10 protein-coding genes and 3 pseudogenes are annotated in these 12,923 nt (G+C 65.5%); 4 read left to right on the top strand and 9 right to left on the bottom strand.

Annotated features, from left to right (window positions below):
- Positions 1–140: pseudogene (locus tag JMJ56_RS31225) on the bottom strand (IS110 family transposase); the annotation flags it as partial.
- 205 nt (positions 141–345) lie between these two features.
- On the opposite strand from JMJ56_RS31225, the gene JMJ56_RS31220 reads away from it, so the two are divergent.
- Positions 346–2,541, top strand: a complete 2,196-nt coding sequence (locus JMJ56_RS31220; protein ID WP_202835715.1) for a PAS domain S-box protein — start codon at positions 346–348, stop codon at positions 2,539–2,541.
- Positions 2,542–2,845: 304 nt separating this feature from the next.
- Here JMJ56_RS31220 and JMJ56_RS31215 read toward each other — a convergent pair whose 3' ends face one another.
- From JMJ56_RS31215 to JMJ56_RS31205, 3 genes and pseudogenes are all read right to left on the bottom strand, one after another.
- The gene (locus JMJ56_RS31215; protein WP_202835714.1) at positions 2,846–3,655 is read right to left on the bottom strand and encodes a transglutaminase-like domain-containing protein; all 810 of its coding nucleotides are present in this window, start codon (positions 3,653–3,655) and stop codon (positions 2,846–2,848) included.
- Between the two features lie 228 nt (positions 3,656–3,883).
- Positions 3,884–4,786, bottom strand: coding sequence for a transcriptional regulator FtrA (ftrA, locus tag JMJ56_RS31210; RefSeq protein ID WP_328702517.1), 903 nt, complete (start codon positions 4,784–4,786; stop codon positions 3,884–3,886).
- A gap of 16 nt (positions 4,787–4,802) precedes the next feature.
- Positions 4,803–4,975: pseudogene (locus tag JMJ56_RS31205) on the bottom strand (integrase core domain-containing protein); the annotation flags it as partial.
- A 175-nt stretch (positions 4,976–5,150) separates the two neighbouring features.
- Between JMJ56_RS31205 and JMJ56_RS31200 the strand changes: the two are divergent.
- A complete protein-coding gene (locus JMJ56_RS31200) occupies positions 5,151–6,290 on the top strand; it encodes an IS110 family RNA-guided transposase (protein WP_202835713.1) in 1,140 nt (379 codons plus the stop codon).
- A 281-nt stretch (positions 6,291–6,571) separates the two neighbouring features.
- A pseudogene (locus JMJ56_RS31195) lies at positions 6,572–7,045 on the top strand (IS5 family transposase); the annotation flags it as partial.
- A gap of 48 nt (positions 7,046–7,093) precedes the next feature.
- Here JMJ56_RS31195 and JMJ56_RS31190 read toward each other — a convergent pair.
- From JMJ56_RS31190 to JMJ56_RS31170, 5 genes are all read right to left on the bottom strand, one after another.
- Positions 7,094–8,716 carry a GMC family oxidoreductase gene (locus JMJ56_RS31190; RefSeq protein WP_202835712.1) on the bottom strand — a complete coding sequence of 541 codons (1,623 nt, stop codon included), beginning with the start codon at positions 8,714–8,716 and terminating at the stop codon, positions 7,094–7,096.
- Positions 8,717–9,592, bottom strand: coding sequence for a phytanoyl-CoA dioxygenase family protein (locus tag JMJ56_RS31185; protein WP_202835710.1), 876 nt, complete (start codon positions 9,590–9,592; stop codon positions 8,717–8,719). It abuts the gene before it with no gap.
- Between the two features lie 11 nt (positions 9,593–9,603).
- Positions 9,604–10,929, bottom strand: coding sequence for an ABC transporter substrate-binding protein (locus JMJ56_RS31180; protein WP_202835708.1), 1,326 nt, complete (start codon positions 10,927–10,929; stop codon positions 9,604–9,606).
- A 91-nt stretch (positions 10,930–11,020) separates the two neighbouring features.
- Entirely contained in the window at positions 11,021–11,248 is a 228-nt protein-coding gene (locus JMJ56_RS31175; RefSeq protein WP_328702518.1) for an ATP-dependent Clp protease adaptor ClpS, read from the bottom strand.
- A 69-nt stretch (positions 11,249–11,317) separates the two neighbouring features.
- On the bottom strand, positions 11,318–12,271 hold the full coding sequence (locus JMJ56_RS31170; protein WP_202835705.1) for a Bug family tripartite tricarboxylate transporter substrate binding protein: 954 nt from the start codon (positions 12,269–12,271) through the stop codon (positions 11,318–11,320).
- A 478-nt stretch (positions 12,272–12,749) separates the two neighbouring features.
- On the opposite strand from JMJ56_RS31170, the gene JMJ56_RS35130 reads away from it, so the two are divergent.
- Positions 12,750–12,872 (top strand): hypothetical protein, encoded by a 123-nt coding sequence (locus JMJ56_RS35130; protein ID WP_268885178.1) that lies wholly within the window; start codon positions 12,750–12,752, stop codon positions 12,870–12,872.
- The last annotated feature ends 51 nt before the right edge of the window (positions 12,873–12,923 follow it).

The raw sequence follows: 12,923 nt of genomic DNA, 5'->3' as shown, positions 1-12,923 counted from the left end.
GGCGGCAAGGCCGCGAAGAACTCCAGCAGGGCTGACCGGCGGAGCTTGCGCCGCACTACCACCCCGCCTGCTGCATTAACCCCATGCACCTGGAAAACGCTCTTGGCCAAGTCGAGACCGACTGTCGTAACCTTCTCCATGGATGCCTCCTCTCCCTCGTGGTCAGGCTCAGCACCAACCACGCTATGGCACCTCGATGCCGCGGAGCAGGGGGCATCCACCCCATCAGGTGAGCAGACGAGCTGTCGGTCAGGTAAGGGTGCATTCGAGCATCCAAGCGTCGGTGGCAACATCGCACTCAGTAGGGACATCTTTAACCTAGAGTTGTTTTCGTGTACATTCTACATGGCCTATTTGGTTGGATACCCCGGCTACCCCCGGCGCAGCATCATTGAGGACGACGGCTTGCAGACACCGGCTCAGGCTTCGATCAAGAGGACCGGTCTACGAACCCATATAGTTGCTTTGGTTGCCTCGGCGCTGCTACCAGCCTTTGCAGTTGGCGCAATCGCTGTGAACGCCGCGGTGGGCAGCTATCGTCGCGCCTTTGAGGACCGACTGCAGAGCACGGCGGCGGCTCTCGCCAGTGCGATCGGCAGCGAGATTGAAACCTACACGGCAGCCCTGTCGGCACTTGCCACGTCGACCAGTTTGGACAGTGATACCCCGGACCTCGTCTCATTCCAACAACGTGCCGGCTGGGTAGCCGCCGACCTCGATAGCCGTATTTTTCTGATCAACCCCGACGGTACGATGCCGCTACATACTGACTTCCCATTTGGCACTGATGTGCAGTCCAATTGGTCTGTGGGGCAGACCTCTGATGTGGCCCGCCGGGTTTTCGAAGCTAAGCGCTTTGCGGTCGGGGACGCCATCTCCGGTCAGATGTCCGGGCGGCTTCTTACGCCTGTGTATGTACCGGTGATGCGCTCCGGCCAGGCGATTTACGCACTTGGTAGTGTCATAGAGTCGCAGCGGCTCTCTCGCCTGCTTGCCGCTCAAGGCTTCGAAGGCGGGATATACGCGAGCCTTATTGACACCCGGGGATCGATCGTTGCCCGCTCCATGGACCAAGAGCAATACATCGGCCAGCAGGTTCGTGATTGGATCACCGAGGGCGTCAAGGGCCATAACGAAGGGGTCCTGAACGGCACTAATTTGGCTGGTGCCCGCATCAGCACCGGCTTTCACCGCGTAACCCAGTTCTCCGATTGGATCGTCACAGTCGCAGCTCCGGACGCTGCGTTCTACGCAAGCCTGTGGACGCCGCTCGTCACCTTAGCGCTTGGTAGTCTTGGATCTTTGACACTGTCGCTGATCGTGGCTACCCGTCTGGGCCATCGCATACTGGTGCCCGTGGATTGGCTGACCCGTAAGGCGGAGCGCGTCGCTTCAAGCGGAGGCCGGGTCGAGGTTGTGCCGGTAGGCCCCCCAGTGCGGGTGCAAGAGTTCGAGCGGCTGCGGGCCGCGGTCGTGCAAGCCCATTTGGTGCTTCAAGAGCAGGCTGCAGCTGTGGCCGCCGGCGAGGCACGCCTGCGTGCCGTTGTCGAAACAGCGGTGGACGCAATTGTCGTCACGGACGGGACGGGCATCATCAAATCCCTCAACGCTGCTGCGGAGGTGATCTTTGGGTACACTCAAGCCGAGGCAGTTGGCGAAAGCGTGCTGATCCTAATGCATGCGGCGAGCAAAGCCAAGCTAGATAACCTCATCGCCATTGCTCGTGTCCAACCTCAAGGGCAGCATGAGAAGGAAGGCCGCCGGAAGGATGGGTCGGTCGTGCCGATTGAGCTTTCGGTTAGTGAATGGCTAGATGAGATCGATGATCAGTTCCTCACCTGGATCATGCGCGATATTTCAGCACGTAAAGCTGCAGAAGAGCAGCGCGTAATTCTTGCACGCGAGGTCGATCATCGGGCCAAAAACGTGCTGGCGGTGGTGCAGTCGGTGCTACGCCTAAGTCCATGCGATAGCCCCAAGGCTTTTGTGGCGGCTGTAGAAGCACGCGTAAGCGCGTTGGCGCGAGTGCACTCACTGCTCGCGGAGAATGCTTGGGCCGGTGCCGATTTGCGCTCAGTTGCTGAACGCGAGTTGGCTGCCTACACCCAGCCGCACGTAGGAACACGAGGCCCAGGTCAAGGAACAACATCGCTTAACGGGCCTTTCGTCACCCTTGTCGCTGCAGCGGTTCAGCCAATGGCCATGCTGCTGCATGAGCTAGCCACCAATGCCGCCAAATACGGAGCAATGTCCGTGCCTGGCGGGCTTGTAGAAGTATGCTGGCGTCTGGACGACGCGCCGACGGGCGACAAGATACTGTACCTGCGCTGGTCCGAGCGTGGCGGCCCACCGGTTCAAAGCAGCCCTGCGCGACGCGGCTTTGGCTCGCGCGTGATCGAGGCTACAGTGCGGCACCAGCTCGGCGGCACGGTGGAGCGGCACTGGAGGCTGACCGGCCTCGTGGTTGAGGTTATCATTCCATTGGAACGCGCGGTCGCAGGCCTGGGCGGAAGGACGGTCGCTACTTCGGAGGTCGCCTAGCGGCAGGTATCTTCGACGAGCTTGTCTGGTTCCACGCTTACTGAAATGCCAATATCCGGCTGTCCGTCTGCGCCGGATCTGTCTTCGAGCCTATCGGTGTTCTTTGGAGCGCTGGTAAGGACAGATAGCGGGGGTTGGTGATGGAGATCATCATTAAGGTGCAGTGGAGACGTGGCGCGGCCAAGTCGTCGCATATGCGCCATTGTGCAGGTGCTGCTCGCCGTCAAGCCACCGGCCGCCGGGTTCCTTGGCGATTCATTCATCGCAGATCGGCTGTGACCGCTTTGGCAGCAGGCTCGCAAGGCTAGCCTGAACGCTCTTCAGTATCAACGCGGAAGCCGACCAGCGTGCTCGGGCCGAAGGTAGTGCTGATGGCTACATCCGCCGCATCCCGCCCGCGCGCCATCAGGACGCGGCCGATGCGCGGGCGGTTGTGCCGGGCATCGAAGGTGTACCAGCCCCCCTCCAGATAAACCTCGAACCAGGCGGACCAGTCCATCGGATCCGGCACCGGAGGCACGCCAATGTCACCAAGATAACCGGTGCAGTAGCGTGCGGGGATGTTCATGCAGCGGCATAGCGCTACAGCAAGGTGGGTGAAGTCGCGACACACTCCGGTCTGTTCGTTGTAGGCTTCAAGGGCGGTCCGGGTATTGCGTGCATTCTGATAGTTGAAGCGGATGCGGTGATGGACAAAGTCGCAAATGGCCTGCACCAGCGACCAGCCCGACAAACCGTGCCCGAAGGTTCGCCAAGCGATGTCCGACAGCAGCTCGGTGTCGCAGTAACGGCTCGCCAGCAGGAAGATCAGCGCGTCATTGGGCACCTCGATGAGCGGCACCTGCCTCGCATCTGGGCAGGCGATGTCCGGCAGCCCACTGTCGTTGATGATGGCATTGGCGCCGAGCGTCACCCGACCCGCGGGAAGGGAGAGGCGCTGGCAGATGTTGCCGAAGCTGTCGTTATAAAACCGCACCGGCAGGTAGGGTGTGACCACAACAGCATCGGGGGTCATAAGATCGGGCGTCCGGCTCGGATGCACGTTTAGTAAGAAGACGCCCTCGACCGGCCCTGGCAGATCATACGTCAGCTCGTAGCCAATCCTGATCTGCATGCCCATTGCCTCCGACTGCCCTGGCAGGCTGGATTGCAGAGCAAAAGAGATGCCATGCCCTCCACCATCACAGGCTGCCGCCGCTCGGTAGTGGCCTCCCACCTCCAGTCCGCAAACCGCATGTGTCCAATCTGGCACCACCATGTTGCAAAGACCGGAAGTGAACCCCACAAGTCGCTGGCGCTGAGGCTGGTTTTCGATACGCAAATGCTTCGGCTGACCCCAACCCTAGGCAAGGGTGGTCGAGAAGCGTGCCCGGTACTCTGCCAGGCTGCTGCCCAGTACGTTCCGAAAATGGTACCGGAGCGTTGCAGCCGATCCGAAGCCGCAGGATGTCGCCAGTTTCTCGATCGGGATCAGCGTGCCCTCCAGCAGTTCCCGTGCCCGCGCGACACGCTCCGCCACCAGCCAGGCGCCGGGGCTCAGGCCCGTGGCGTTGTGGAAGTGCCGGTGAAGCCCACGGGGGCTGAGCGCGGCCTCGCTGGCCAGTCGCTCCACCGTCCAGTCCTGGTCCAGCGCACCCCGCACCCGGTCCAGTAGCGGACCAAGGCGCGACCCGCCCGCTCGCTCACGCGGTACCGGCCGCTCCACGTACTGCGCCTGCCCACCCTGCCGGTGCGCCGGGACGACGAGACGGCGCGCAATCCGGTTCGCCACCTCCGGGCCCCAGTCCCGTCGGACGAGGTACAGGCACAGATCTAGCCCGGCGGCACTGCCCGCGGCGGTGAGTACGCTGCCTCCGTCGACGTAGAGCACGTCCGGCACGAAGCGCAGCCCGGGGTATTGCGCCACAAGCCGATCGGCGTATCGCCAGTGCGTCGTGGCGTCCCGCTCCTCCAGCAGCCCGGCGGCGGCGAGGACGAAGGCGCCAGAACAAAGCGAGAGGATGCGTGCTCCCTGGGCGTGAGCATCACGCGGCGTGGCGATGAGCGCCTCCGGCACCAGCGCGTCCACCGAGCGCCAGCCTGGCACGACAACGGTGCCCGCCTCGGCCAGCAGATCGAGCGTGCCATCCACCATCAGCCGCACGCCGCCCGTGGCGCGCAGGGGGCCGGGTTCCACGCTTGCGACGGCGAAGCGGTACCAGTCCTCCCCCATCTCGGGCCGCGGCAAGCCGAAGACTTCGGCCACGCAACCGAACTCGCATAACTACCTCCGGCGCAGGCGGCCGATACCCGAGGCGCTGTGCGGCCGGACGGTGTTGAAGTGCTGGCGCCATTGCTCGATCAGAACCCGGGCTTCTTTGAGCGTATTGAAAACCTCGCAATCCAACAGCTCGTCCCGGAGCTTGCCATTGAAGCTCTCGTTGTAGCCATTCTTCTCTAATCGTGGGCACGTGCGTCAAGCAGTGGTGCTGTCCCGCGTGGGTTTCACGCTTCTCTTCGGGGGCGGCGCACCGGCCGCCTCAGGATGGGGCTCTAAAAGATCCTATGGGGCGACGGACTGCTGAGCGCTGGTAGGCTTGGGTCCGGACATCAGGACCAGGAGGCTCCCCATGGACGCGATACCCTCCACGCCATCCCTGACGGACACGGCTCCGGCGACCCTGTTCGTGGCGCTGGAACTGAGCCGCTCGACTTGGCTCGTGGCCGTGCACTCGCCGGTCGTCGACAAGGTCAGCCAGCACCGGCTGGAGGGCGGCGACACCGAAGGTCTGCTTGAGCTGATTGCGCGTAAGCGGATGCAGGCGGAGGGAAAGATGGGTCGGCCCGTGCGCGTCGCATGCTGCTTCGAGGCCGGGTACGACGGTTTTTGGCTGCACCGTTGGCTATGCGCCCGCGGCATCGAGAACCGCGTTTTGGACGCTGCCAGCATCTTGGTCGACCGTCGGGCGCGGCGGGCCAAGACGGACCGCCTCGATGCGGCCGGGTTGCTGCGCACGCTGATGGCGCTGGAGCGTGGCGAGACGCAGGTCTGTCGGGTCGTGCACGTGCCCAACCCGGCGCAGGAGGACGCCCGGCGGCGATCGCGCGAGCGGGCCCGCCTCGTGGTCGAGCGCGGCCAGTACACGAGCCGCATTAAGGGCCTGCTGATGACGCAGGGCATCCGCGACTTCGAGCCGACGCGCGGCGACTGGCAGGCGCGCCTTGAGGCGCTGCGCACGCCGGACGACCAGCCGCTCGCGCCTTGCCTGCGAGCCGAGTTGCTCCGAGAATGCCGGCGGCTACGGCAGGTGATAGAGATGGTCGCCGAGGTTGAGGCCGAGCAGAAAGCGGTAGCACAGGCGGAGGAGGGCAACGCCGCCCGGCTCGCCCGACTGCGCGGTATCGGCACCACCTTTGCCGCCGTGCTTGGCAACGAGGTGTTCTTCCGTGACTTCCGTAACCGGCGCGAGGTGGGCGGCTACCTCGGTCTCGCCCCGAGCCCCTGGCGAAGCGGCCAGGTCGAACGGGACCAAGGTATCGCCAAATCGGGCAACCTGCGGGCGAGGAGAAGCGCCATCGAACTGGCCTGGCTGTGGCTGCGTCACCAGCCCGGCAGTGCGCTCGCGCGGTGGTTCCATGAGCGCGTGGCTGGCGCCAAGGGACGCATGCGCCGGATTATGCTGGTGGCAATGGCCAGGAAGCTGATCGTGGCGTTGTGGCGCTACGTGACCACCGGCACCGTGCCGGACGGCGCCGTGCTGAAGGGCTGAACGGGTTCGTCGCGGCGGCCACAGGGCTGCTCATGACGAAGCGGGATGGGTGTGGACCGCTGCCCCCCAGGGCCAGAGTGCCGTCAAAAAGATGGGTCCCGCTCTCCCGGCCTCGCATTCGCCCACGCACGTGGGATGTTGGTCAGGCACCCACCATGGGCCGACCGGATACAAGGTGGTGCGGCGAGATGCCGCACAGACGCAGCGAGGCCGATCCCGAGTTCGTCCGGCTTGCCACGGCTGCCAGGAGGAGATCGCGCTTGACACCATGAGCCCCATACAAGGGGGGCGCGCAGACGGGACCAAACCCGACGGACCACGGCAAGCCTGGCACGAAGCGCCACCTTGTCACGGATGCCCAGGGCACGCCGCTTGGCCTGACGCTGAGCGGCGCCAATCGCCACGACAGCCGTATGCTGGCGCCCACCCTGGATGCGGTACCGGGCGTGCGGGCCAAGCACAGGGGACGTCCGCGCCGTAGGCCCACCAAGCTCCACGCCGATAAGGCTTACGACCACCGCCGCTGCCGCCGTGAGTGCCGCACCCGCGGCATCACGCCACGCATCGCACGGCGTGGTATCGAAAGCAGCGCCCGGCTGGGCCGCGATAGGTGGGTCGTGGAGCGTACCTTCGCTTGGCTGGCCCGCTTCCGACGCCTGACTGTCCGCTACGAGCGCTGCGCCGACCTCCATCTCGCCCTCACAACCCTCGCCTGCGCCGTGATCTGCCTGCGCCAGATCAGGAGGTTTTGTCCTTGGCTTTTAGTTCCGGTGGCTCGGCAAAGGCAGGCAGCGGCGCAAGCCTTAGGCCGGCACAGCTTGGCGGTGGCGCGCCGCCGCCCGGACCAGCATCGCCCCCTTCTCCGCGATCATGATCGTCGGGGCGTTGGTGTTGGTTGAGGTGACCGCAGGCATCACCGAGGCGTCGATCACCCGCAGTCCTTGCAGCCCGCAGACCCGTAGCTGGTCGTCCACGACTGCCATGGCATCCGGCCCCATCCGGCAGGAGCAGGAGGCATGGAACACAGTAGTGCCAGTCTGCCGCGCATAGGCGAGAAGCTCGTCATCTGTCCGCACCTCCGGCCCGGGCAGGGTCTCGGCCACCAAGTAGCGCCGCAGGGCAGGGGCGTTGAACCAGTCGCGCACCCGCCGCATGCCGGCGACGATGGTGCGGCGGTCGCGGTCCTCCGCCAGGTAGTTCGGGTTGATTGAGGGCTGGTCGTGCGGGTCAGCGGTGCGCGCCAGCACTTGGCCGCGGCTCTCGGGGCGCATCTGCCAAAGGCCCGAGGTCATGCCGGGCTTGGTGTCGAGCTGCCGCGACACCCCCGGCGCGTAGCTCGCCGAGGCGAAGAGCGCCTGGACATCGGGAGTCGCGGATTCCGGCTGCACTTTCATCGAGGCAGCGATGAGAGAGGCGGCATAGGTCAGCATCCCCCGGCCGGCGGCGACGTATTTCAGGACCTCTCCAGCGAAGCGCAGCCCGCGGGAGCGCTCGTTGAGCGTGGCGATGTCCCTCACCTCGGCCTGCACTCGGACGAGGAAATGGTCCTGGAAGGCCCGGCCGACGCCAGGCAGGGCGTGCCCGACCGAGATGCCAATGCGCCCGAGATGCTCGGGATCGCCGATGCCGGAAAGCTGGAGGATGTGCGGCGAGCCGATGGCGCCGGCGGAGAGGATCACCTCCGCCCCGGCCATTGCCCGCTCGACCGTGCCGCCGCGGGAAAACTCGACGCCCACTGCCCGGGTGCCCTCGAGGAGGACGCGGTGCACCAGCGCATGGGTGACCACCCGGAGGTTGGGCCGCCGGAGCGCCGGCCGCAGGTAGCTCCGTGCCGCCGAGGCGCGCCGCCGCCCGCCGCGGGTCTGCTGCACCCAGCCGATATGCTCGCCGAGGCCGTGCGGCAGGTTGTTCAGGTCGTCGCGCTGCTCCCAGCCCAGCTCGGTGCCTGCCCGGATCGCGGCCTGGCACAGCTCCGGCTGGTCCCGGGTGCGGGAGGTGAAAAGCGGCCCGTCCTGAGAATGGACCGCATCGGCCGGGCCCTCCCAGCGTTCCGACTTGCGGAACAGCGGCATGACGTCTTCCGAGGACCAGCTGCGGTTGCCGAGCTGCGACCAGTGGTCGTAGTCTTCCGGCTGCGACCGGATGTAGATCATGCCGTTGATCGAGCTGGAACCGCCGAGCACCTTGCCTCGCGGATAGGGGATCTCCCGCCCGTTCAGCCCGGCCTCCTTGTCGGCCTTGAAGCCCCAGGTGAGCGTCGGGTGCTGCAGCAGCTTCATGTAGCCGGCGGGGATATGGATCAGCGGGTGCCAGTCGCGTCCTCCCGCCTCGATCAGGATGACGCGGGTCGCCGGGTCCTCCGTCAGCCGGTTGGCCAGCACGCAGCCGGCCGAGCCGGCGCCGACGATGACGTAATCCGCCTGCATCTACTGCGCCGCGGCCGCCTCGAAGAATTTCCGCTTCAACCCTTTCTGGTTCTCGTAGATGGAGCCTTGCTTGTCGGCGGGCGGCAGGGGCAGGCGGACCGGAACATCGGCGAGGCGCGGCGCGAGGCTCGATTGGCCCGAAGCCATCAGCGCGTCATAGGCCTCGACCCCCTCAGGGAAGCCGAGCAGGGGCCAAGCATCGGCGGCGCGGAACTGGAAGAGCAGCAGCCGGCGCTCCTTGTTCGAGGTGTTCGGCGCCGAGCCATGCACCGCGCGCACGTGGTGCACGGTGATCGACCCGGCCTTGCCGGTCAGGGCAACGGCCTTCGCATAATCCACGTCCCGGTTGGCCGGGTCCATGGCGCCGCAGAAGCGCCCCTCCGCATGATGGTCGAAGACCGGGCCCTTGTGGCTGCCGGGGATGGCGAGGAGGGGGCCGTTCTCCGGCTCCATGTCATCCATCATCACGCCGACGGCGGCGAGGTCGTCATTGGTGTGCGGGTAGAAGGCCCAGTCCTGGTGCCACTCCACCGCGGCGCCGAAGCCGGCCGACTTCATGTTCAATTTCGCCGTGTCGAACCGGATGTCCGGCCCCCAGAGCGATTGCAGCACCGCGAGGATGCGCGGGTGCCGGACGAGGGCCGCATAGGCCGGATGGTGCAGGTGGGGCGACTTGATCCGCCGCACCCGCGGCATGGCGGGCGAGTGGCTGTCCTCGAGGTCGTAGATGGCATCATGGGTGGCGATGCCGCGGGCGCGCTCGACGAAGCCGTCGGTCACACGGCGCAGCTCGGCGACCTCTTCCGGGGACAGGATGTCGGGGACGACGATGGCGCCGACCTCGTCGTATTCGCGCTTTTGAGCATCCGTAAGCATCGGCTTCTCCCTCAACGGTACCAGCGGCGCGCGGCGCGCACCGCTTCGCGCAGACTGTCGGCCGGGCGGGCCTCGCCGGTGGCGACGCGGGCGAACATGTCAACCAGCACCCAATTCTCGGCGACGGCCCCGGCGGCCGGGGTGATCGGGCCGGCATAGCCTTCGTAAAAAGGCGTATCCATGGCGTTTCGGTAGACCGCGAGCTTCGGATCCGACGACCAGACCGCGCTCTCGCCATAGGCCTTCAGCGGCTGCGACCAGTAGCCGAGGCAGCCGGTCAGCCAAGGATCGTACTGCTCGGCCTCCATCATGAAGCGCAGATAGGCCTTGGCCGCGTTCGGCACTGGGGTGTGACGCGGCACCATGCCGACCAGGGTCAGGGCCGTCTCCGGCGCCTTGCCCGCCGCGCCATGAGGCATCTCGGCATGTTCCGTGTCGGCGGCGAGGGCGTTCTGCGCCGCATCCGCCGAGGTCTTCAGCGAGTAGTAAACGGAGACGCCGTTCTGGGTGAGGCCAATCTCGCCGCCGATGAAGGCTCGGTTGTTGCTGACGCCGCTCCAGCCCATGGTTCCTGGAATCATCGTCTCCTGCATGGCGCGGGCATAGTCGAGCGCTCGCAGCGTCTCTGGTGTGTCGAGGGCGATCTTCCCGGCCTCGTCCACCAGCCTGCCTCCATGCGACCACAGCAGCCAGTTAGCATAGCCCGGCGCATCGCCCGGGGCATGGCTCAGCGGGAAGCCGCAGGGATGGCCGATGCGTTTCAGTTGCCGGCAGAGGCGGAGGAACTCGCCGAGGTCGTTGGGGATGCCGTCGAACCCGGCCTCCTTCACCCAAGAGCGGCGGTAGACGGCGGGGCCGGTGGTGCCGCCCATTGGTAGGCCCAGCCAGGCGCTGCTTTTCCAGCGCTGGCCATAGACCTTGGCCAGGTCGTACCAGCCGCCGTACCGGGCGCCGAGATACTCGGCCAGATCGGTCACCTCCAGCAGCTTGTCGGCGTAGATATGCGCATCGGCGCCGAAGCCGATCAGCACGTCGGCACCCTTGCCGGTGTTGAAGGCGACGGCCACCTGTACCGGCATGTCGGGCCAGTTCACGTAGTCGATCCGTACCTCAATGCCGGTCTGCTCGGTGAAGCGGCGGGTATTCTGGTTGAAGATCGCCTCGTCGGGGTCGATGTACTTCGCCGGCCGAAGCACCCGCAGCCTGGCGCCCGGTTCCGGCACGAGGCGCGACGCCGGCACATCGGCGGTGGGGATGGCCCGCGCCGGCAGCGCCGCCCCGGCCAGCATTCCAGCAGCCAGGCCCATGGTCTGACGACGCCCGATGATCGGTCGCATGCACGTCTCCGCCCGCGGGTGTTGCCCCCGTTGCGGACAGGGTATCGGCAGGTTTGGCCCGCCGTCGAGGGGGAATGCGGAACCGGCCGCGCTAGTCCTCGGGCTCGGTGGTAAACAGCAATGGATAACCTTGTTTGCGGCCCATCTCCGTCGCCGCCGTCGCCTTCTCCTCGGCGATCTCGCGGGTGAAGGCCGCAACCACGCAGACGCCGCGCTGGTCCGCCGTCATCATGATCCGCTGCGCCTGCCCATCGCCCATCCGAAATTCCACCCGCAGCACCTGTACCACGAAGGCGCGCGGGGTGAAGTCATCGAAAATAATAACGCACGTTGTTGGATAAGAGCGGATATGGAATTTGTAGCCACAACAATAAAAGTAGTGAAGAAATTATTCCGGTGTAATTCCAGCCTTACGCATTAGTCCTTCGTTCTGTGCCAGGTCGCGGCGGATCCGGGCACGCATCTCCTCCCTGCCCAAGGGCAGCGGTAGGAGTCCGAACTCGTCAGCAAGGCGCTGTGCCGCTGGGCGGCTGACAGCATCGGGCACCACCCGCTCCAACGCTGCCGAAAGAGGGGGCGGCAGATTGGCCGGACCGGCCAAGCCCCACCAGGCATTAACGAGGAACCCTGGTAAACCGAGTTCGCCTGTTGTCGGCACCTGCGGCACTGCCGCCAACCGTTCATCGTGCGGCGCAGCGAGAGCGCGCAGGCGCCCCTCCAACACATGCGCCCGTGCCGGGGCGAAGGTCGTGAACATCATGTCCACCCGGCCAGCCAGGATCTCGGTCAGCGCCGGCGCCGGGCCACCGTACGGCACATGCAGCATCTCCGTCCCGGTCCGCTCGTTCATCTCAAGCATCAGCAGATGCGCGGTCGAGCCGAGCCCCCAGGTGCCATAGGAGAGCTTCCCCGGCTCGCGCCTCGCTGCTTCGATCACTTGCTCAAAGCTACTCCAGCGCGGATGAGCCACAAGCAGGTAGGCGGAAGCGTATAGCAGGCTGATATGAGTAAAGTCCGCCAGCGGGTCGTAGCCCAGGTTTCGGTAGGCAAAGGGTGCCTGGGTAAAGCCAGAGTTGCTGCCGACCAGCAGCGTTGCTCCATCCGGCCGCGCTCGGGCAACATAGCGAACGCCAACCGTTGTCGAGGCGCCTGGCTTATGATCCAGCACGAAGCTGCCGCCAAAGCTCTCACCTAAGCCATCCTGCAGGATGCGGCCGATCACATCGGTGCCGCCGCCCGGGGTGAAGGGGATCACCAAGCTGACGCTGCGACCGTTCGGCCAGCCCTCCGGGCCCTTGCCCTGAGCCTTGGCCAAGGAGGGCGTGGCAAGGACGGCCGCCATACCAAGAAGCATCCGGCGAGAGCCATGGAGGCGGCTCACCACGAACCCACCTCCGGACATGGCATGGGTGTCGCGCAAAGCAAAAAAGCTGTCATCCGGACTTCCACCCTTGAGTATCCTGACGCTCGCTTGGAACGCAGGTCCCGTTTTCGTTGCCACAGAGACTAGGCGCATTGCGCGGCAGGTGAAGCCGGAATCAACCATTCATGCCGCGCGCGTCCTGGATTACGCAAACGGCTTACAACACGGCCCTCGTAGGCCGGGACTTCTGGAGAGGCCAACCCGTTCACTCCATCTTTCCCGGAGGTTGTAAAGCTGGTGGCGGAGGTCGGGAGAAGATCGAAAAAGGGAAAAAGGTAGCGTCCGCGGAGGTGGTGGAAATTCCGGTTTCGGCCGGGGTGTAGGGCTGGGGTGGTCGTCGGACCTGGCGGCTAGGGTGGAGTTGCGAAGCTCCCACCGCTGACCGGCCGAGGACCCGATGACCGAGGATAGACTGCCACTGGCTGAGCTGCTGGCGAAAGCCGGGGATGCCGACTTCCTTCGCAGCGTGGCCGAGGCGGTGCTGCAGATGCTGATGGCGCTGTTGCAGAAATCAGTGTGAGGACTTGGTTCGGTCTTTGATGTCCTGATCAGGCGTGGACGACGGTGTCGG

Origin of the sequence: Belnapia arida, from assembly GCF_016773205.1 — a bacterium.
Lineage (GTDB): Bacteria > Pseudomonadota > Alphaproteobacteria > Acetobacterales > Acetobacteraceae > Belnapia > Belnapia arida.
This window is presented reverse-complemented; position numbering and strand designations above follow the sequence as displayed.

Coding starts and splice junctions, on each gene's coding strand:
- JMJ56_RS31185 (WP_202835710.1), bottom strand. CDS start 9,592: ATGCTTACGGATGCTCAAAAGCGCGAATACGACGAGGTCGGCGCCATC.
- JMJ56_RS31200 (WP_202835713.1), top strand. CDS start 5,151: ATGGACGCGATACCCTCCACGCCATCCCTGACGGACACGGCTCCGGCG.
- JMJ56_RS31170 (WP_202835705.1), bottom strand. CDS start 12,271: ATGGCGGCCGTCCTTGCCACGCCCTCCTTGGCCAAGGCTCAGGGCAAG.
- JMJ56_RS35130 (WP_268885178.1), top strand. CDS start 12,750: ATGACCGAGGATAGACTGCCACTGGCTGAGCTGCTGGCGAAAGCCGGG.
- JMJ56_RS31190 (WP_202835712.1), bottom strand. CDS start 8,716: ATGCAGGCGGATTACGTCATCGTCGGCGCCGGCTCGGCCGGCTGCGTG.
- JMJ56_RS31180 (WP_202835708.1), bottom strand. CDS start 10,929: ATGCGACCGATCATCGGGCGTCGTCAGACCATGGGCCTGGCTGCTGGA.
- JMJ56_RS31215 (WP_202835714.1), bottom strand. CDS start 3,655: ATGCAGATCAGGATTGGCTACGAGCTGACGTATGATCTGCCAGGGCCG.
- JMJ56_RS31220 (WP_202835715.1), top strand. CDS start 346: ATGGCCTATTTGGTTGGATACCCCGGCTACCCCCGGCGCAGCATCATT.